Source organism: Segatella copri (genome assembly GCF_009494395.1).
GTDB lineage: Bacteria > Bacteroidota > Bacteroidia > Bacteroidales > Bacteroidaceae > Prevotella.
The window spans coordinates 40,013-60,427 of sequence record NZ_VZCB01000057.1; the positions used below are offsets into that span (position 1 = coordinate 40,013).

Below are 20,415 nucleotides of genomic sequence, written 5' to 3' on the forward strand. Positions count from 1 at the left end.
TCATTGTTGTCAAGAATTTAGAATGTTAAGTTAACACCAAGCATAAACTTGCGTACGGCTGGATAAACTGAGGTGCCTCCAGTGTTGGTTACGCTCAGCACTCCCTTGTCGTTGGTGCCTGCTGGCAACTCTGGGTCAACGCCAGAATAGTCGGTGATGGTAAACAGGTTCTCGCCTGATACAGAGAGGCGCAGGGTCTGGATGCCATACTTCTTCAAATCGAAGTTGTAACCCAGGGTGAGTGAGCGCAACTTCAGGTAGTCTGAGCTTTCCAGATAGCGTGATGATGCCAGATTACCCTTGTCCTGGTTGTTGTACATGGCACGTGGGTGAGTGGCGATGTCGCCTGGCTTCTCCCAGCGGCTCCAGCCCTTCTGCAGCTTCATCTGGTTGCGGTCGCCGGCATAGGCTCCGTCGGAGTCGAACTCCTGGCGATAGTAGCTGTAGATCTGGCCGCCAAGTGAATAACCGAAGTTTGCCTGCAGGTCGAAGTTCTTGTAGAACAGAGAGGTGGAGAAGCTGCCATATACATCAGGAGATGCCTTGCCACACTTGTAGTATGAAGCCTTGGAATAGCTGTCGGTTACTACCTTGTTGCCATTCGCATCGTCCATATACCACTGTGGCTTACCGTCCTCTGGGTTAACGCCAGCCCATTCCTTCATATAATAGGTGTCTACAGGCTCGCCAATCTCAAGGATGCGCTGTGCTGTACCTGCAATCGATGTACCGTCGCTGATCAGCACTGGCTTCACTACATAGTTGCCGTTGGCATCACGCTGCTTGTAGAGGTCTCTCAGTTCGTTGCTGTTGTGGGAGATGTTGGCTGTAACATTCCATGTCAGGTCCTTTGTGCGGATGATGTCTCCGCCAATGGTGAACTCGATACCGGTGTTGCGCATCTTGCCGATGTTCTTCCAGATGGATGTCACGCCCACCAGTCCCGTTACAGGCACCTGGTAGAGGATGTTGCTGGTGTTCTTGATGTAGTAGTCGAGGGTGGCATGCAGGCGGTTCTGCCAGAAAGAGGCATCCACACCCACGCCTGTGGTATAGGTCTTCTCCCATGTCAGGTCCTTGTTTCCTATCTGAGAGATGAGCGCACCTGGATTCTCATTATAGGTGGCACCCACTGAGTAGAGAGAGTAGGATGGATAGAGGGAGGTAGGCACATTACCTACAGAACCGAAGGCGGCGCGCAGCTTGAGCTGGTCTACCCAGTCTGCCTTGAACCATGACTCGTTGTTGATGTTCCATGCTCCACTTACGGAGAAGAAGTTGCCATAGCGGTTGTTGGAACCGAAGTTGGAACGGCCGTCACGGCGCAATGAGAGCTCTCCGTAGTAGCGGCTGTCGTAGTCGTAACGCCACTGTGTGAAGTAAGACTGCTTGGCCCATGCCGTGCGGTAACCGTTGGCCATCTCCGGCTTGGCAGCTGTCATGAAGTCCTCGAATCCTGAGATGAATCCTGTGGCATACACATCGGTATACTTCATTTCATAGTCGTTGAACTCGTAGGCGAGCAAAGCGTTGACGTTGTGCTTGCCCCAGCTCTTCTTGAAACGGAGCAACTGGTTGGTATAGCGGCGGGTAGATACATAGTTGTACTCTGTGGTACGGCCATTCACTCCCTCGCCTGAACTTGACTTCGGATCGTAGTAGCCGTGAGTCTGGCTGTTGTAGTAACTGTAGTTGTTGACAGATGAGAATGTGAGCCAAGGAGCTATCTTGATGTCGAAATCCAATCCGCCAGACAGGTCGTAGGTGGTACTTGTTGAGTAGTCGCCTGCGGCAAGGTCGTTCAGATAGTTGGTTGCCTTGGAGTTCACCCATCCGGCATAGTAGTTTGGCACCAGGTTGCCGTTCTCATCGTAAGGGCTATCCCATGGCATCATGGAATACATGGCGCCCACGCTATACTGCTTGTCCTTGTCGTTGGTGCGTGAACCGCTGATGTTCGGCTTGATGGTGAGCCACTCGTAAGGCTTGTAAACCACCTTGATGCGGGTGCTGTAGCGGTTCATGTCATAACCCTTGACGGCACCTTCTTCCTTGAAATAGCCCAGGGTGAACATTGACTGTATGTTCTCGCTGCCACCATTGAGGGTCAGGTTATAGTCCTGGGTGGAACCGGTCTTCTTGGCAAGCTTGAACCAGTCGAAGTTGGAGTTTCTCAGGTCTTCGTTCCAGCGTGGGAAGTTCACTGACTCCACATTCTGGAACGACTTATAGTAGTCGTAGAATTCCGCACCGTCCATCATCTCCAGGTTGCCACGGTTCAAAGTGCTCAGACCGGCCTTGGCAGACAGGGAGATAGACATCTTTTCGTGCTTGGCTTGCTTGGTGGTGACTACTACGACGCCGTTGGCACCCTCTGAACCATAGATGGCTGTTGAGGCTGCATCCTTCAATACGGTCATCGTCTCGATGTCGTCAGGGTTGAGGTCGCCGGCACTGTTGCCCACAATGACTCCATCCACAACCCAGAGAGGAGCTGTGGCACCATTGATGGAAGTCTGTCCACGGATAATAATGGCTCCCGTAGAGCCAGGACGACCAGAACCAGGAGCTACATACACACCCGAAACCTTGCCGTTGAGCATGTTTTCAACGGTGGCAGATGTGATGTCTTTCAGTTTTTCTCCCTTGATATTTGCCATGGCACCAGTGAGGCTCTCTTTCTTCTGAGTGCCGTATCCCACTACGACAACCTCTTCGAGCGCCTCGGTGTCTTCCTCCAGTGAGATCTTCATGCCGTTGCTGGCTTTCACCTCAGTCTCCTTGAATCCGACATACGAAATCTGTAGGGTAGCGTTGGTGTGGGTATTGAGTTCAAACTCACCATTCAGGTCGGTTACGGCAGCCAGTTTGGTGCCTTTTACTTTCACACTTGCTCCAATGACAGGTTCTCCTGTTTTGGAATCGACGATGGTTCCCTTAATCTTTCCTGTTTGTTGTGTAACAGTCAGTAGCTCATTAGATGTTGGGTAGTTAGCGTATGCAGCATTTGCAGCCAGGATAGAGGCGCATACGAGCATACCTACCTTTAGATTTTTTGCCATACTTTGTTCTGTTCGTTCTTGCAGGCTTTTCATTTCTTAATTCCGTTGTAAGCTGCTATTATTAATGTATATAGTCAGCTTGCATTTACCAGTTTTTGCACCTATATTAGTGCCTGCTTAGATAAACTTCAAGGTTTAAAATCTGATACTTGGTGCAAAGATATATTAAATTTTTGATAAACCGACAAGTTTTTACCAATTTTCTTTCGTATTGATGAGGATTTTATTAAAGTTGTTATAAAATCCTCGTTTTTTGTGAATAAAATTTACGAATGAGGGTAGAGATTACAATTATTTTATACTTATCCCAGCCAGTTGGTAAAGATAAGTATGCATTCGTGCACTTTCTCAAAGAATCTTCCTATTCTTTGCTTCATGCTTTTATGGTAAATTCCGTTCATAGCCTTCTTTATTTTAGTTGCATCAACTGTTCTCGTGTTAACCCAGTTATTTCCATGATGGTAGCATCCTCCATGCCTTTCGACAGCATAGTCTTGGCTATTTCCAGGCTTCTTTCATTCTTGCCTTTTTCCATGCCTTTTTTCATACCTAATTCCATACCCTCCGCAAGTCCTTCTTGCTTACCTTCTTGCTTCGCCGTATCAATGGAATTTTTGATATCCCTATATGCCTTCTTACTAGCTTCATACTCCCGAATCTCCTGAGGAGTAAACTTGGCAATCTCGGCTTCTTCGAAAAGTCGGTCGAAAACCTTATCGCACAGCTCCTTCGGACGCTGGGTAAGCTTGTAGAGGTTCTTCAAGGCATAGAGCCACTTTTCGTAGAGCGTCTCCAGTTCTCCTAAGGTCTTATTGAACTTGGCAATCTCTACATAGATAAACTCCAGCTTGTCGTAGAAAATCTTGTGGGTAGCGGTATCGCACAACTGTACATGGTGGCGGATCTTTTCCTTGTCGAAGGCATCCTCGTTCATGTTGAAGTTGAGCAGGGCTACGGTGTAGACATGATTGAGCTTGAAATCCCAGTCACTGCCCTTTGGTGCCTGCTCGCGAATCGGGAACGTGGAGTAGAAGAGGGAGCGGTCCTTGAAATAAGCCTGGTAGGCATTCTGCATTTCAACGATGAACTTCTCGCCGTTTTCTCCTTCGCAATACACGTCGAAGATGGCACGGCGATCGGTATAGACATCCCCGACGTGCTCCGGGTTCAGATACGAAACGTCCTTCACAACCTGTCTGCCATTAAACAAGCTGTTGAGGAAGCAAATGAGCAAATCCTTGTTCATCGCTGTTCCAAAAATGCGCTTGAAGCCGAAATCGGTCAGCAAGCTGATGTATCGTTCTTCTACCTGTTTCATACGATATTCATTTAGTTTCACTGCAAAATTACGCTTTTTTCCTGAAACGACCAAATAAAAAGTGGGAAAACTGCCTGATAGACATTCATAAATCTCTCAATAACATACCTTAGAGGAATTGTTTGCTGTTGAAAGTTTATAGTTTACTGTTGATTTTTGGGTAATTGGCTGATAATTTGCAGATTTATTCTGATTTTCTTGGTGGTTTCGAAGAATATGTGTAATTTTGCGACATTATTAAACGTTTAAAATGAAAGGTTATGGCTTTAGAGATAAGAAGTATTCCTGTTTTGACAGGTGAGACTGCAGAACGCTTTGTTCGTGAGGCTGAGGAGAATGAGCGCAATCCGCAAAGAAAGGCTTTGCGAATGTCATATGCTGATGTGGAGAAAATATAGGTTCGTTCAACTGCTAATTTGAAAGCACATGGAGGAAAGAGTCCTTTTGCAAAGTAATTGCTCTATTCCTCCATAGATGCCATGAAACTTTCTAAGCTATCTACCCGAACTACACCTGCATCATGACCACTTTCTGCCTCTTTCATTGCAGCCAATGTTTCTGCGTTTGGGACATCTTCCAAGGCAGCACTCCTAGAGATAGGGGAGTCTGAAACAATTTTAACGCCTTTCATAAGAGAGAGAACGTTCTTTAATTGCTCCAACAAAGATGGACTATCTATTTGTAATGTCAACTGTGCCATAACTTAATATTTATTTTTGCAGCAAAGATAAGGGTTTTCTGTGAAACCACCAAATTTTTAGTCGAGTTTTTGATTCATGGTTCTATTCTCGCAGATTTTTGGGACCTGCTCGGTAATATGAAGGAAAAGAAATTAAAAGTATTCGCTCTTCCTATAGAGGAGTTATTTCTGTTTTTCTCAGATTTCTCAAATAATACTGAACTTTCGCATGTGGCTTAAGTACGGGCTAGGGGCTTCTGCCCTTTACCTTTCCCTTCGGCCGGTGACCGTTGGTTCAGGGCGTGTAGGGCAAAACTTCCGAAAATTCAGTAAAGAATTTATATCTATAATGATGCAAAAAGACGAATAATTCGCTGAAAATCAAAGGAAACTGTAACTTTTTTGTAGATTTGCCAGGAAATATTTGGTATTTTGAAAACTTCTGTGTATTTTTGCAGAAAGAATGTGATTAAATAACGAAAGCAATTTTAAGAAAAAGGAGTTTGTTATGACAGCATTAAATATACAGGCAGCACAGAATGATATTATTCGTCAGGTGCTTAATACACAAGATATCCATCTTTTGGATAAAATCAGAAAACTCTTTGCTGGTAAAGAGGCTGATGAGGCGTGTATGGTTCAAGAAGAGCCTTGCATGACTAAAGAAGAAATACTCTCAGGTTTCGACAATGCCCTTCATGAGCTGAAGTCCTATCGTGAAGGAAAGCTAGAGCTTAAACCATTGGAGGACGTGCTGAATGAGTTGTAAGATATATACGTTCCCTTCTTTTGAAAGGGAAGCTAAACGATTGAATAAGCGCTATAAGTCGTTTAAATCTGATTTGAAGGAATTGATGAATGAGTTGAGTTCTTCCCCCTCTTTAGGTGCAGATTTAGGTGGTGGCTTGCGTAAGGTTCGTATGGCTATCAAATCGAAAGGAACTGGTAAAAGTGGCGGTGCCCGTATTATAACAGTTGTGTTAGCTGATATAGAGGATGGTCTCGGCTTGCTTTATATTTATGATAAATCGGAGCGGAGTACTTTAAAGGGGAAAAAATTGACAGATTTGTTGAAGAAGAATGGCTTAGTTTGATATGCTATTTAAGAAAGGAGTAATTTATGAAGGAAAAGAAACTAAAAGTATTCGCTCTTCCTATTGAGGAGTTTGAAAAGAAATATCCTGTTAGCTATTCGATAGTAGTACCAGAAATTCCTGAAGGACATGTGGCAAAGTTTGTTTCTGTACGCCCTTGCTAGATTTCTATAATTCTGAAGAATAGAACAATACAACGAAAATTCCCTGTTGCCGATGCTTGTCAGGTAGCATCAGCAACAGGGAGTCTTTGTTTTACTCCTCGTCCTTGTTCTGCTCATCTCCCATACGATACTTAATGTCGTAGTTGATGATGAAGTCGAGCTCTTCTTCTGTAAAGCCGTAATGCTTGGCGAGAAGCAAGGATTATATGTATATTTTGTCTATTTCTTTAGAAAGATATATTGTTTGCGTCAACACATACAATATGTTGGAATAGTGGATGATGGCGTTGAAGTCTAGCTCTGTGCCTTTTCTGTCTTTAAGCCATTTCTCTGCTATTTGGTATCCGCCAATATAGTATCGCCAAACTTCCTCTGGTACATTGTCGTAATAGTTTTCTTTGTTGATGTACACTTTGCCGTCTTTCCATTGAGGCTTAACGATTATGCTGCTCCCGTTTCCTTTGAAAGGGAATTGACTCTTGGCATTCCATGTTGCCGTATTGTCCATAAGATGCAGATGACGCAAGTGGTTACCCAATGCCGCAAGTTTTTTAAACTCTTCTTCATTTTGAGGGTATGGAATACGAGGAAACTGGTATTTCAGTTGTTCCTTGAATTTCTCTCGATAGTTTGAGGAATGCAGGATGGCATAGATGTAGTCGAGCAAATCTTCTGGGGAAGGTTCTACTCCTAAGCAGTCGGCTAGTTTCTTGATGATGTCTCCATTAAGATTAGAAATTATGGTTTCCTTTTCGTCACCTAATTCCTGAGTGCTGGAGTCTCCCTGGTTGACAGCTTTACTCGTATCAACGTATAAAGGATACACGTATCCTCCTCCACGATAGAAGATGTTCAAGTCTACTATTGTGTTGGTAACGAAGCATAAATTCCAAGGCATGTCGCCAACTACATTGCCACTCTTGCCGATGATTAAACCTAGATTCTTGCTCTGGTCTTGGGTGGCAAGGTGGCGCATCGTATCATAAACAGGTCTGGCAATAAATCCTTTGGATTTGTTTGTGAAGTATGTATATCGTTTATCCAATGGGCGATATGTAGCTTCTTTAAAAAACTCTTCTTTTATGCCAAATTCTTTAATGTTACGAATACCATTGATTACTTTTGAGTCTTCACTCTCTTTGGTGATGTCATACTTTTCTTTGATGGCTTGCTCCTCCAAGTCTCTGAAGTCTTGAACTATCCTTTTTATTCCATTTAGACTAGATTGGTAGGCGATAGAATCTCTTTTGGTACATATTCCAAGAGCCTTTTTTATAAAGAGCTCTTCAACAGGGAATCCTTGCCCGAATTCTGTTTCCATGTTCTTCTTGATTGGGAGAAGAAAATACATCGGTGATGTAGGTGTAACTTCTTCAAAATCTAAAGCCACCAAGTCGTTCTGCTCCAAGAAATCAAACTTGTCTTTCTTCTTTCCATATAAATCTTTATAATATACTTTGGCTAAGGAAGATTCGCTTTTTTCTTTTCCGGTTTTTACAAAGAGAGTGATGCATACCCCGCTTTCGATTCCAAACACATTCTCGTCTTTAGAACCATCAGGGCAAGTCTCTTTTGTTTTGTTACTGCCGTGAAGATTAATGATGTATATATTATCAAAAGTCTTCAGCAGCTGATAACGCATTCCTCTAAAAGTGAGACTGTCTAAATGTGTGTTGGGAGTGATGTAGCCTATAATACCCTTGCCATTTTCTTCTATGAAACGCTGTGCCAAAGCGATAAACTTCACGTAGTCATTATTTAGCCATTTCGTGTCGGCAATCTTCTTTGCCTTTTCATTTTTTTTGAGTATTTGGTCTGGCTCCTGCTTGTACTTTTCTATGAGTTCTTCTATCTCGTCAGCCTTGTTTTGGCTCTCCCCATTGTATGGAGGATTGCCCAACATCACCATGATAGGACGTTGCGACTTGATGCGGTCGGCTTCCGCTTGTTCTAGGGAAATCCAATATCCTGTGTTGCTTTCTCCTGTCTTGTTTGGCTTTCTGAGAGAGTCGGTAAGGCAAATGTGGAATGCATCGTCTTTTTCAGTCTTATAACCAGTATGTGCCAACACCATATCAAACTTGATGTGTGCTACAGTATAGGACGCCATCTGTATCTCGAAACCATACAGACGAGGCAAAAGACAGCTGTGGACATATTTCTGCCAAAGTGTCTCCTGTCCCTTATATTGGTCAGCGATATGATTGATGATTTCCGCTAAGAATGTACCGGTTCCTACTGCAGGGTCTAGTATCTGTACTTGACTAAGTTCCGTTTCTCCATCCAGCGTCTTGTGAATGATTGTGGTTGTGTCGGCCAAGCCTTCTTCAATACTCAACTTGTTCTTCAGAAGAATGTCTATGGAATCTACGATAAACTTGACGATGGGGAGTGGGGTATACCATACGCCGAAGTTCTTTCTGTCTGCTGAATTGAATGCTTTCAGAAAGTCTTCGTAGAAGTGTATCAGTGGGTCTCGGTTGTTTCTGATGTCTCGTTCGAACATTTTTTGCAAATTGGTGGCACCGAACATCTCAACCAAGTCGTCGATAATCCAGGAGATGCTCTCATGGATTGTATTACCAGCCAAGTCGTTGAAGATTCCTCGTAGCAACTTGTTGGTTTTAGGTATCAGCTCAGCTGCCTCTGCCCTGGAGAAATTCTCTGGGGTGGAGTCGTTTAGTCGGGCTGCAAATAAGCCGTAAGCTACTGTCTGCGAGTATATCTTGGCAAAGCCATCCTCGTCGAGATTTTGAATGAGAGAATCCTTGAGATCTGTATAAGTCTTCTTCAATAGTCCCGATGCATTGTCTTCGCCGTTTTCCTTCAATAAGTCTGTAAGAATGGCACACATCATCTGGCTTTTCTTTGCCATGAGATCCGCCAAAGTTGTAGCAGAGCGAATAGGTTGAATCTTCTTCCCGATGTATTTGCGAAGGAACGAACATAGCTGTTTGCCTTTTTCGCTGTCGGGTATGATTTCATCGTTCTGGCATGTGCCTATACAAATGTCCAAGATAGGAGTATCGTTGCCGCTTTCATAAAACAGAAAACGGAGGTAATCTGTAAAGACTGCATGGTTCATCGCCTTCTTGTAGCGGTCGAACTGTTCCTGGTTTCTTCCTTTTCCCTCTAAGTCAGGCTTGTTGATGTCCTTGGTTTCTATACTGGCTACAGTTACAGCATCACGCTTGCGAATGATGGATATGTCGGGCTTACCGCAAGTCATATTGCGTGGCTCATTGATAGCTTGATATTCTGGCTGTAGCAGACTATTCAATAAATTCTCCAATGCCGAGCGGTAGCTATACTCGCTGGCATCATGAGTACTATAGGTTGCGTTTAATGCCTTAAAGTACTCATCTAGAAGATTTTCAATTGACAGATTCTTTTGCATGTTGGTAGGAGCTTTAAATCTTATTACTGAAATCTGTGAACTAATAAAAATGTATTCCGAGGGTACAAGATACAAAAAGAGCGTACCCGTCATCTCGTTGAATTCCAATTCAAGGCTGCTCCTACCACAGATGGCCCAACTACGAAATACAAGAGATGAGGGTACGCCATATCATGGCGCACCGTCTCATACTGTACGTTCGTAGTTTTGAATTTTGCTTTGGTAGGAGCTATTCTGAATTGAACTTCCAGTCGAATCGATACGAATCTAATCGTTAACCCACGAAAATAGAGCAGGTTTGGCATTTGCCTCGCCATACTTGGGGACAAAGGTACTACAAAATCTTGGATTGACAAAAAAATAATCTCATTTTTCTTTGCGCTTTCCAAATAAAAGCGTCTCTTTGCACCAAAGTTAATAATAAACTTTGGAATTATGGTAGGTATATTGATTTTTGCAATAATCTTGACTTATGTCACATTCGGATCTTTTCTTTGTGACGATAGAGAATACTGTTACAGGAGATAAAAAAGACACTCTGCAACAGAAATAAAAAATATTTGATTGGGGGATGCCAATGACATGGCCTATAAGTTCTATAATAAAGAGCGGGAAATTATACAGGCAGCACAGAATGATACAGATGAGGCATGTATTGTTCAAGAAAAGCCCTGCATGACTAAAGAAGAAATTCTATCAGGTTTCGACGAAAGCTAGCAAGATATAAACGGAATTGAATAGGTCAGCGCTTACGTCCTTTACCAAATAACTCAGAATGTGAACCTAAACGAACTAATTCAATTCTGTCATTTTCTTTATCAAACCAAATCAAAAGTGTGTCATTCTCAACATGGCATTCCATAAAGTTCTTCCAGTTACCTTTCAAAGGATGAGGATTATACTCTTCTGGTATCTGATTACCTTCTGCCAAAAGCTTAACTATCCCCATAAGCGTTGCTATAAATTCTTTATCATTCTTAAAACGCTTATAATCTTTCTTGAACTGCGAGGTCTTTCGAATTTCTTTCATAAGCTCTATTCCTCCATTGATGCCATGAAACTTTCTAAGCTATCTACCCGAACTACACCTGCATCATGACCACTTTCTGCCTCTTTCATTGCTGCCAATGTTTCTGCGTTTGGGACATCTTCCAAGGCTGCACTCTTTGAGACAGGAGAATCCGGAACTATTTTAACGCCTTTCATAAGAGAGAGAACGTTCTTTAATTGCTCCAACAAAGATGGACTATCTATTTGTAATGTCAACTGTGCCATAACTTTAAATGTTTATTTTTGCAGCAAAGATAAGGGTTTTCTGTGAAACCACCAAATTTTTAGTCGAGTTTTTGATTCATGGTTCTATTCTCGCAGATTTTTGGGACCAGCTCGGTCTCTGTGTGGGGCGGGACATGTGGTAAAATTCTAGTGATATCGAATCTGAAACAAGCCTCTTTTGAGGTTGGTTTAAGCCTTACGTAACGTTTATTTCAGGCTTAAACCAACTCCAAAAGAGGCTTGTTTGGGATGAAAGGGGGATGCTTTTGATTGGCAAAAGAGGCTTGTTTGCGGGGGGCATGAACGATGTCCCCAACATGATGCCTATTTCCGATGAAGGAGCTTCTCGATGATGTGGCAGTTGAGCTGCTTGCCGATGAACTGCATGTAGTAGTGCGTGATGCTGTCGGGCTGGATGTCGCGGCGACGCTCCATGTTGCGAAGCTTGCTCAGCTGTGTGGAGGGATGGTTCGGGGGCTTCGTGCCGATATGGGTGAAGAAGTCACGGTACAGGCGGTTGAGCGGGATGTCGCGCTGCCATTCGTCTACCGGACGGTCCTGATTGGCATTATACACCAGTTCTATCAGCCAGCGCTGAGGACAGCGCCAGGTATACTGCGCAGGACTCTGACTCATCAGCCAGTGATAATCTTCCACCAGCTGCTGGTGGGCCTGCAGTTTCAGATTGTGATATTCTTCGTTCGTCATAATTCCAAGAAATTTGATGATTTTAAAGCTTTTGCCCTTTCAGGGCGTGTGGGGTATAGCGCAAGGGTGATTCCTATACCGCCCACGGCTCCACATCCTTCGGCAGTATCTTGCGCTGAAGGCGCTCGGCGATGCAGTCTTCCTCCGAATCGCGCTCGTCATACCTGCCGCACGGCTGGCGAACATACAATACCTTGCCCGGCTGGCAGAACTCCTGATCTCTCACCTTCAGCATTTCTACGATGGTATACGACTTGCCCTCTTCCGGCTTGTTCATGCGCCTTACCGTGAACAGGAAATCGGCGAGGTTAGCCCACTGGGCACTGCCCGCAATGGAATAGATGTCGAGCGGAGGAAACGACTCATGACCGTCCTTGTACTGGATTCTCGGATGAGCCACCACTATCGTCCATACCCGTCGGGCACGGCTCCATGCCTGCAGCTTCGTCAGCATCAGCCTCACCTTCTCCGTTTCCGTGGCTCGGCTGCCGCCCTCCGTCATGTCGATGAATACGTACGGGTCTATCACCAGGAAGTCGAGGCCGTGCTTGCGCATGTCGCGCTCAGCCATCGCTATGAAGTAGTCGCTGTCGGGCAGGCGTGTCTTCGTGTCGAAATCCACCATGTGCTGCGTCAGGTAGCTGATAACCTTGCTGTTCACCTCCCTGGCATCTCTCTCCTCCATAGTCTGGTCCATGCTGGCGGTGTCTTCCACTCCCAGTGCCACCCTCGCTATCTCCCTGACGTGCTTCGCCTTGACAGGTTTTTCGAAGGAGAAGAACGCCACGCGCTTCTGGCGCTGGAACATCAGATGAGCCATCATGCAGTTCAGAAAATCGGTCTTTCCGGAGTTCGGGATGCCCGTCAGGATGATGAGTCCGCCGTCGGAGGTAGGGTGGAAGATGCGGTCGGTGAGCATGCCCATGCCCACGTCATATCCCTTGTCGTAGTTGCCCATCATCACCTCCAGGATATCGGGTTCGTGCTGGTGCAGGTCGTAGATGTCCTGCGCCGCCACGTCTTCCGCCTCCTGTATGATTCGCCTCACCTCGTTGGCTCCGAAGGCGGCATAAACGTCGCTGATGTCCTTGCGGTTGCCGGAGAGATGCACCACCTTGGCGCGTGCGGTATAGGCGTTGAGCAGCGCCTTCACCATGCCTCTGCCGGGGCGGTCGGTATCTCCGCAGATGATGATTTCCTCCACCTGGGCTATCCATTCCTCGAAGGCCTCGTGGCTCTCGTCGATGTTGGTCTGGGCGCCGTTGGCGATGCTCAGCACGTAGGGGAATCCGCAGCTCATCAGCGTCAGCCGGTCCTTCTCGCCCTCGGTGATGATGAGCTGACTGACGGGTTCGGCATCGGGACGGATGGGGTTGATGCTGTCGATGCCGTAGGGGGCGCAGGGCTTGGTGGGCGACTCCTGGGCGAAGTCCTTGGACCATTCTCCGGTGATGGGGTTGAGGACGACGGAGCGGAATTTCACGTTGATGATCTTGCCGTCCAGATAGTTGCAGTAGGCGATGGCTGGGACGAGGGTGATGCCGTGAGGGTCTTCGCTCTTCCCGTCGTCGGCTTTCTTGTGCATGTAGGCGCACATCACTCCCGCTTTCTTCACCGTTTCGGGGTCCAGTTTCATCGCCTGTATGTAGCTCTTCACCTGGTTCTGCAGGGCTTCAATTTCCTTGGGCTGGAGCAGCGGGCGTGCCTTGGGACAGGTGATGGCGAGCTGGGGCGAGTGGAAATGCTCCAGGAACTGCTGGCGTTCCTCATCGCTTTCCAGGGGGTAGATGGGGTAGAGCCAGGAGCGCACCTCCTCGTTGATTTCCTTGTAGTCGCTGGATACCATGGGCACGTAGTTCTTGTCCTTCTGCTGGTTGGCTTTCTGCTTGCTGGCTCTGGCGTAGTAGGCTCCGTCGATGCGTGAGGATTCCTGGTGGTTGAGGGCTTTCATCTCCTCGAGCATGCCGCTGCAGTTGCATCTCCAGCAGTGGAAGTATCCGTTGCTTCTTTTCACGAAGCATCTGCGGCTGCTGCATTTGGGGCAGGTAACCTGGACGTCGAGTCCGCCCTTGGTGATCTGTTTGATGGCATCGGTGGTGATGGCCTGCAGGTTTTTCAGGTTTACGGGTTGCTCTTCGGGATTGCCGGAGTTCTCGTTTGTGGCGTCGATGTCATCGGAAGCTTTTTGGGCGATTCCGTTGTGCTGCTGTTCGTACTCGAGATAGAGCTTTCTTTTTTCATCAGGAATCTTTTCCTTGATTTCGGGGAAGTCGGTAGCGTAATATCGTGGCTTCTCATTGTGACAATCTTCTTGTTTCATAGGTTGATATTGAATTTGCGTTTAATGATTGTTGTTTTTAGGCACGGATTACACGGATATTTTTCTGTGATTATAGTCGCTTTACTTACATTAGCGTCATAAATCCGTGTAATCCGTGTAATCCGTGCCTTATCTATGTTCTAGGCTACTGGTTCCATTTCTTTGCAAACTTGTTCCATGCGGCTGAATCCGAAGGTCTTGGCGGTGCCTCATTCGGTATTCGGATCTGCTTGATGGTTCCGTCTTTGTTTCTGACGTCATAGAATCTCTGTTCCGTTGCCTTGTCCTGGTATTCGTATGCGGAGACAGGTCGGTTCTGTCGAATCATCTCGGCAGCGTGCTGCATCATGTAGAGTCGGGTATCGCTGACGGCAGCAGAAATCTTCTTCTGCATGAAATCTTTTTGGATGAGATTCTTGATCCAGCAGCTCTGTCCCAGCAGCGTAGGAATCTTCATCATTCTTTCGCTGTGCTCCAGGAGGTAAGGGTAGAGGTAGGCGTTGAAGAACTGACGGGTAGCCATGGTTGCGGGGCATGCCGCCTTCTTGTCGATGTATAGCTCCGGCATCAGTTTCAGCGTAGTTTCGTTGATGGTTTCCACGATGTTGGTGTAGGCATCCTGGTCGGTAGCGATGTAGTTGATGAGCGACTTGGCTGCGGCTTCGATGCGGGCCTTCTGTTCGGGCGAAAAATTCTGGAAATTTTGTGCGCTAACATAATAGCTATATACTTTCTTTTTTATATTTTTCTTTATTATATTATCATATAGGGAGTTATAGCGCACAGAATTTGCCGGATTTTGTGTTGAGCCAGACTGAATTTGCGTTGCATTTGGAGCCGTTCCGTCATTGCCTGGCTGTTCAGAAGCGTTATCTACAACCATGTCTTCTTCCTTTTCTTCATGCCATATTGGGGTATAAAAAGCGAATAGATTCTTGATGTTGTGTTCAGCTTTATTATCTTTCCAAATGTAGCCAAATCCCTTGCTTCGCAATATGATATTAAGAAAATCAGTTTTGCTGCCATAGCGCAAACCTCTGGAAATATTATAAAAATTCCCGCATGGATACACTTTGTTCAAATCCATCCAGGCTGGTTCTCCCAGGTATAGCAGCATCATCTTGCGGATATTGCAATCCGTAAGTCCATTCGTATGCCATGTTGCCATCAATCTGCGAACCAGTTTGATGTCAACTGTAGTAGTGAGCGGCTTGATCGTGAAGTCGTTCCCGGCACTGTATCCCGTGCCTCCGGAATTGTCATTTGTTTGTGTTGTCATCATAATTCAATTTGTTTATAAATTTGTATAAGATTGATAAAAATCATTACATGCATTCATCGCTTCGTCTATATCCTTCAGGTCTTCCACCAGATACTGTCCGAAGCTCCCGAATGCTGCGATAAACTCCGCTCTCAGCTGTTCCTGCTGGTCGGTGTCATCTATTCTGCATACAGCACAAGGGCAGATTTTCTTCTTGGTCATATGCCGTAAAGCTTCATGCTTATTCAAGTCTGGGATGAGCGTGATAATGGTGATAGCCAATCGTTTAGCCATATTCTGATGAAGTACTTTATCAGTATTACATTTCAGGATTTTTCCTATCTGTCCATTTCCCATTCCAGCCCTCTTTGTGATAGTGCCTTTACAGATGTTGTTCAGTTTCAGAATCCTCAGTATAAACTGTATGATTCTATCCGTCTGAGCTCTTTCAGCCTTCCATTCTATCATATAAGCTGGTGATTTTTCTGCTTTTTGAGCATCAAAATTATTGAAAATATTCTCTGCCATGTTCTTTTGTTAGTTGTTCTATTTTTTATTCTTTTTATCTACTGCAAAGTAACAAAAAATAGCTGAACCGGCAACGATTCTTTCCACTTCCCCCTCTAGGGGCGTAAGTGGAAAAACTAATTTTGAAGGATGGTTGATTATCCCGAAAAGGGGATATTTGGGTTGGATACAACCTCTTCTCTGTGTCTTGCCACGCTCGACATAAATACGTCGATAGAACCCGTATTGATGATTGAATATTTTAAGTCCCACAGATTTCACAGATTTACACAGATTTCATTCTGATGTGCGAGAAAAAATCTGTGTAAATCTGTGAAATCTGTGGGACTTTTGAATAATATCTCTGTGGGGTAGAGGTAAAGATGAGTCGCGATTATTATGCAATGGCAGGAACCATCGGACCGTATAGGACGACTGGCAAACTGTTAAGAAACCTCCATATATTCAGTGAAAGTTCAAAATCTATTTGATTTTTCAACATGTTCTGAAACTTTTCCCCGATTTCCTTGCGTGTTTCAAAATAAAAACTTATCTTTGCGGTGACGTTTTAAAAAGAAAATAAAGAATAATACTCATTAATAAATTATATGATTATGATGGATTTTACTTTATCAAATTGTAAGGACTTGGATGTTCGCAAGGTTACTTGTGGCATCACGAAGCGTTTTGCCATTCTTCTGGTCATGCTGGTTATGATTACGAGCAAAGCATTGGCTGGTGCCAGCTTTGAAGTGATTGATGGATTTAAGTATTTACTAGATTCGGATACAAAAACGGCAACACTTGTACCTAATACAGAAAAATATGCAGGTGATGTTGTGATTCCAGAAAGCGTGAAAGCAAAAGATGGGAATGATTATAAGGTTACGGCTTTTGGTGAAGATTGCTTCTCGTGGTGTGTAAAATTAACTTCCATCACGATTCCTTCATCTGTTACTTCGTTGGGGGCTCGGTGTTTCGGTAGTTGTAAGGGCTTAACTTCCATCACGATTCCTTCATCTGTCACTTCTTTGGGGGCTGAGTGCTTCGCTTATTGTAGCGGCTTAACTTCCATCACGATTCCTTCATCTGTTACTTCGTTAGAGGAACATTGCTTCGGTGGTTGTAGCGGCTTGACTTCCATCACGATTCCTTCATCTGTTACTTCTTTGGGGATTGCGTGTTTCAGTGATTGTAAGGGCTTAACCACCATCACGATTCCTTCATCTGTTACTTCGTTGGGGGAATCCTGCTTCACTGGTTGTAGTGGCTTAACTTCCATCACGATTCCTTCATCTGTCACTTCTTTGAGGTTTGGTTGCTTCTGGGGGTGTGTAAAATTAACTTCCATCACGATTCCTTCATCTGTTACTTCGTTGGGGGATGATTGCTTCCATAATTGTAGTGGCTTAACTTCCATCACGATTCCTTCATCTGTTACTTCATTGGGAAAATCCTGCTTCTCTGGTTGTAGTGGCTTAACTTCCATCACGATTCCTTCATCTGTTACTTCGTTGGGGGGTGATTGCTTCAGAGACTGTAGTAGTTTAACTTCCATCACGATTCCTTCATCTGTTACTTCGTTGGGGAAATATTGCTTCTATAGTTGTATCAGTTTAACTTCCATCACGATTCCTTCATCTGTTACTTCGTTAGGTATCTTTTGTTTCGTCTATTGTAGCAACCTCGAAAGTATATATTTCAAAGGTAAAACCCCTAACCGTATAAGCAATGCTTCAATCTCTAAAACATGCATAATATATGTTCCTGCAGAATATCTCCAGGACTACAAAGACGCTTTGGGGTCTGATTATAAGTATATCTATACTTGGAATCCAAACGAATCTGGCGATGACGACAAGCCTCTTACTCAATGTGCTACTCCATCTGTCTTTTATGGCGCTGGCAAGTTGAAGTTCTCTTGCGAAACTGCAGGAGCAAAGTATCATTATACTATCAGCGATAAGGATATGGCTACAGATGCACTTAGCGAAGACGGTAATGTAAACCTTTCTGCTGCTTATGACATATCTGTATATGCAACAGCTGATGGCTATAAAACATCAGAAAAAGCTAAGGCTACACTATATTGGGTCAATGCCAACCTGGAGAATGCAACCAACATCAACCAGGCTAGAACCCGTGGCGTTGTGGCTTCTTCCCATGACGGCATCGTCAGCATTTCGGGCCTTGATAATGGCGAGGTTGTCAAGTTCTATGCAGCAGATGGTAAGCTTATCGGCTCCTCTTCTGCCGTAGACGGTACCGCATCCTGCGCTGTGTCAGAAACCATGGTTATCGCTAAATTCGGTGATAATGCCATCAAGGTAGCCATAAAATAAGCGTTTAAGGTCACAAATTGTGATTTTGAAAATTGATATAAATATGGCAGATAATAATGAACATCAAGATAAAGGAGAACTGGTCACAAATTGTGACCGGTTACAAAATGATGAAGTCGTAGTTACCACTCCTGTAGAAAGTCGAATAATGTCTATTCGTGGAAATCAAATTATGATAGACAGAGACTTGGCTGAACTTTACGGAGTGGAAACTAAAAGATTAAACGAGGCTGTAAAACGTAATATAGAACGTTTCCCTGAGCGTTTCCGTTTTCAACTAACTAAGGAGGAAATGGCTGAACTGGTCGCAAATTGCGACCGGTTCAATAGTTTGAAGCACTCAACAGTTCGTTCATATGCTTTCACTGAGCAGGGAGTGGCTATGCTCTCCACTGTTCTTAGAAGTGAAACCGCAATTCGTGTAAGCATACGAATTATGGATGCATTTGTTGCAATGAGACGTTTCATGGTGACAAATGCAGATGTTTTCCAACGTCTTTCAACAATGGAGTACCATCAACTGGAAATGCAGCAACATCAGCAGGAAACAGACAAACGCATTGACGAGGTATTCCGCAGATTGGACGAGGGTAATGCAAAGCCGAAGCAGGGTGTGTTCTACAATGGGCAAGTTTATGATGCCTATACTTTCGTGTCTGACTTGATTAAGAGTGCGAAGAAACGTATTATCCTTATCGACAACTATGTTGACGAGACAGTATTGACATTGCTCGATAAAAGAGAAAATGGTGTGTCTGCGGTCATCTATACTCAGCAGATAAGTCGTCAGTTCCAGCTTGACATAGAGCGTCATAACGCTCAATATGCACCGATTGATGTTGAAACATTCCGTTTATCACATGACCGCTTCCTTTGTATAGATGATGATGTGTATCATATAGGAGCATCTATCAAGGACTTGGGCAAAAAGTGGTTCGGATTCTCAAAGATGGAGATACTTACACCAGGTGAATTGGTGGAAAGAATCAACAGAGAGTAAGACGTTTCTATATGTAAATCAATAATATATGATAGGAGAAATTTGTGGATTTCAAGGATATGTGGATGAAATTAGAGGATTAGCAGAAATACTCAAATTGCGATTTTAAAGCTTTTGCCCTTACAGGGCGCCTTGTTTGTAACTGCATATACCCCAGGGCGTTGCCCTGGGCTAGGAGCTTCTGCCCTTTCAGGGCGTATTGGGTAATTTCAACCGTACAGGTAGAAATTTGGCGGAATCAAAATTAGTAAAGAAAAAATAAAATAGAGGAAGAATGACAAAAATAAGTAGTTTGTTTGTATGTGGATTGCTTGTAATAACTGCGTTTACGCTGGTTTCATGCAATTCTGAGAATGAAATTCCGACGGTAACAGAAAACGAATTACCAGAGGTAATAGCTCAAGACTTCAATAGTCGCTACGGAGACAACACCATAGAACACGTTTATACGGGTTCTGACTTTTACCGCCACACAGGGCAACAGGAAACGATGGTCTATTCCAAGGACAAGGCAGGAAATGAATTGTTTGTGGCATACGTGGATAACGTGTGGAACCGCACTGTGCAAACCCTGTCAGCCATTAATGATTTGCCCGATGCCGTGCGGTGGAGCTTTTTTAAGGAAGTCCCCAATGCTACCAAATACGAGTTTAGGAAGATAAATGAAGTGTCACAGGCTTGCATAAGCGGCACATACTATGAGCTGTGTTATCTTCTTTATGATTCGGTCTTTGCTAATGACTCGTCCATACCAAGCCTCCACACGCTTGTTATCGACAGTGAAGGCACGGTTATTAAGTCGTGCGGATATGAACTGAACAACTCCGCATATGTGCGTCCGCTTCCTTCCGACATAGAATGGATTTCTGAGCGTTACAGTGCTGCTGTTGTTCTCGGGTATGTAAACGATATGGGCTATGACGAATATCTCATCATGCACAACGGAGTGTTGAAGTCTGTTTCGTTCGATTCAAACAGCATTGACACAAGATGGAAAGAAACGAGATATGCTTTGCCTAAAGACATCGTTGTTCCAAGCCGCGTGCTTGACACTTTGCACAGGCTTCATTCCGATTTCACTTATACGGAAGTCTCATTTACAGAAACCCCGACTGGCAACTATTATACCTTTATAGATGGAACGAGAAAAGACCGTTTGGGTTATAATATAGGTGTGGACTAAGTTTTCGTAGCCTCCCGTTAGGCGTTTCGACGGATTTCAAATCCGCCGGGACGGGTGACAGCGAAGAAAAATCTGCGTTATCTGCGAAATCTGCGTGGGTTTAAA

The 20,415-nt window shown here is 44.5% G+C and carries 17 protein-coding genes and 1 pseudogene; 8 read left to right on the forward strand and 10 right to left on the reverse strand.

All coding sequences use genetic code 11. From position 1 onward, the window contains the following. Positions 1 to 17 precede the first annotated feature (17 nt). On the reverse strand, positions 18 to 3,038 hold the full coding sequence (locus tag F7D73_RS07170) for a SusC/RagA family TonB-linked outer membrane protein (protein WP_437182300.1): 3,021 nt from the start codon (positions 3,036 to 3,038) through the stop codon (positions 18 to 20). Between the two features lie 433 nt (positions 3,039 to 3,471). Beyond that, positions 3,472 to 4,380, reverse strand: a complete 909-nt coding sequence (locus tag F7D73_RS07175) for an Rpn family recombination-promoting nuclease/putative transposase (protein WP_153123463.1) — start codon at positions 4,378 to 4,380, stop codon at positions 3,472 to 3,474. Between the two features lie 260 nt (positions 4,381 to 4,640). Here F7D73_RS07175 and F7D73_RS07180 point away from each other — a divergent pair, with 260 nt between their 5' ends. Then, complete coding sequence (locus tag F7D73_RS07180) at positions 4,641 to 4,778, forward strand: hypothetical protein (protein ID WP_153123466.1); 138 nt, start codon at positions 4,641 to 4,643, stop codon at positions 4,776 to 4,778. Positions 4,779 to 4,840: 62 nt separating this feature from the next. On the opposite strand, the gene F7D73_RS07185 is transcribed toward F7D73_RS07180, so the two are convergent. Next, positions 4,841 to 5,080, reverse strand: a complete 240-nt coding sequence (locus tag F7D73_RS07185; protein ID WP_153123468.1) for a hypothetical protein — start codon at positions 5,078 to 5,080, stop codon at positions 4,841 to 4,843. Positions 5,081 to 5,567: 487 nt separating this feature from the next. Between F7D73_RS07185 and F7D73_RS07190 the strand changes: the two genes are divergently transcribed. From F7D73_RS07190 to F7D73_RS07200, 3 genes are read left to right on the forward strand one after another with little or no spacing between them, the layout of a single operon-like run. Further along, positions 5,568 to 5,828 carry a hypothetical protein gene (locus F7D73_RS07190; protein WP_153123470.1) on the forward strand — a complete coding sequence of 87 codons (261 nt, stop codon included), beginning with the start codon at positions 5,568 to 5,570 and terminating at the stop codon, positions 5,826 to 5,828. After that, positions 5,818 to 6,153 (forward strand): type II toxin-antitoxin system RelE/ParE family toxin, encoded by a 336-nt coding sequence (locus F7D73_RS07195; protein WP_153123472.1) that lies wholly within the window; start codon positions 5,818 to 5,820, stop codon positions 6,151 to 6,153. The genes F7D73_RS07190 and F7D73_RS07195 overlap by 11 nt, the downstream gene beginning before the upstream one ends. A gap of 26 nt (positions 6,154 to 6,179) precedes the next feature. Beyond that, positions 6,180 to 6,317 (forward strand): hypothetical protein, encoded by a 138-nt coding sequence (locus tag F7D73_RS07200; RefSeq protein WP_153123474.1) that lies wholly within the window; start codon positions 6,180 to 6,182, stop codon positions 6,315 to 6,317. 202 nt (positions 6,318 to 6,519) lie between these two features. On the opposite strand, the gene F7D73_RS07205 is transcribed toward F7D73_RS07200, so the two are convergent. From F7D73_RS07205 to F7D73_RS07235, 7 genes are all read right to left on the reverse strand, one after another. Then, on the reverse strand, positions 6,520 to 9,714 hold the full coding sequence (locus tag F7D73_RS07205) for a type ISP restriction/modification enzyme (protein ID WP_194256871.1): 3,195 nt from the start codon (positions 9,712 to 9,714) through the stop codon (positions 6,520 to 6,522). Positions 9,715 to 10,456: 742 nt separating this feature from the next. After that, a complete protein-coding gene (locus F7D73_RS07210; protein ID WP_153123478.1) occupies positions 10,457 to 10,744 on the reverse strand; it encodes a type II toxin-antitoxin system YafQ family toxin in 288 nt (95 codons plus the stop codon). 5 nt (positions 10,745 to 10,749) lie between these two features. Next, positions 10,750 to 10,989, reverse strand: a complete 240-nt coding sequence (locus F7D73_RS07215; protein WP_153123480.1) for a hypothetical protein — start codon at positions 10,987 to 10,989, stop codon at positions 10,750 to 10,752. A gap of 324 nt (positions 10,990 to 11,313) precedes the next feature. Then, complete coding sequence (locus tag F7D73_RS07220; RefSeq protein ID WP_153123482.1) at positions 11,314 to 11,625, reverse strand: hypothetical protein; 312 nt, start codon at positions 11,623 to 11,625, stop codon at positions 11,314 to 11,316. Positions 11,626 to 11,770: 145 nt separating this feature from the next. Beyond that, positions 11,771 to 14,017: a DnaB-like helicase C-terminal domain-containing protein gene (locus F7D73_RS07225; RefSeq protein WP_153123484.1), complete on the reverse strand. Its 2,247-nt coding sequence runs from the start codon at positions 14,015 to 14,017 to the stop codon at positions 11,771 to 11,773. 145 nt (positions 14,018 to 14,162) lie between these two features. Next, the gene (locus tag F7D73_RS07230) at positions 14,163 to 15,299 is read right to left on the reverse strand and encodes a hypothetical protein (protein WP_153123486.1); all 1,137 of its coding nucleotides are present in this window, start codon (positions 15,297 to 15,299) and stop codon (positions 14,163 to 14,165) included. Positions 15,300 to 15,311: 12 nt separating this feature from the next. Further along, positions 15,312 to 15,806, reverse strand: coding sequence for a hypothetical protein (locus F7D73_RS07235; RefSeq protein ID WP_153123488.1), 495 nt, complete (start codon positions 15,804 to 15,806; stop codon positions 15,312 to 15,314). A 692-nt stretch (positions 15,807 to 16,498) separates the two neighbouring features. Between F7D73_RS07235 and F7D73_RS16420 the strand changes: the two are divergent. The 4 genes and pseudogenes from F7D73_RS16420 to F7D73_RS07250 form a co-directional block, all read left to right on the forward strand. Further along, a pseudogene (locus F7D73_RS16420) lies at positions 16,499 to 17,482 on the forward strand (leucine-rich repeat domain-containing protein); the annotation flags it as partial. Between the two features lie 102 nt (positions 17,483 to 17,584). Next, positions 17,585 to 18,127: a hypothetical protein gene (locus F7D73_RS07240; RefSeq protein ID WP_153123490.1), complete on the forward strand. Its 543-nt coding sequence runs from the start codon at positions 17,585 to 17,587 to the stop codon at positions 18,125 to 18,127. Between the two features lie 43 nt (positions 18,128 to 18,170). Further along, the gene (locus F7D73_RS07245) at positions 18,171 to 19,127 is read left to right on the forward strand and encodes an ORF6N domain-containing protein (protein WP_153123491.1); all 957 of its coding nucleotides are present in this window, start codon (positions 18,171 to 18,173) and stop codon (positions 19,125 to 19,127) included. A 490-nt stretch (positions 19,128 to 19,617) separates the two neighbouring features. Then, entirely contained in the window at positions 19,618 to 20,310 is a 693-nt protein-coding gene (locus tag F7D73_RS07250) for a hypothetical protein (RefSeq protein WP_228117663.1), read from the forward strand. Positions 20,311 to 20,415: the final 105 nt, after the last annotated feature.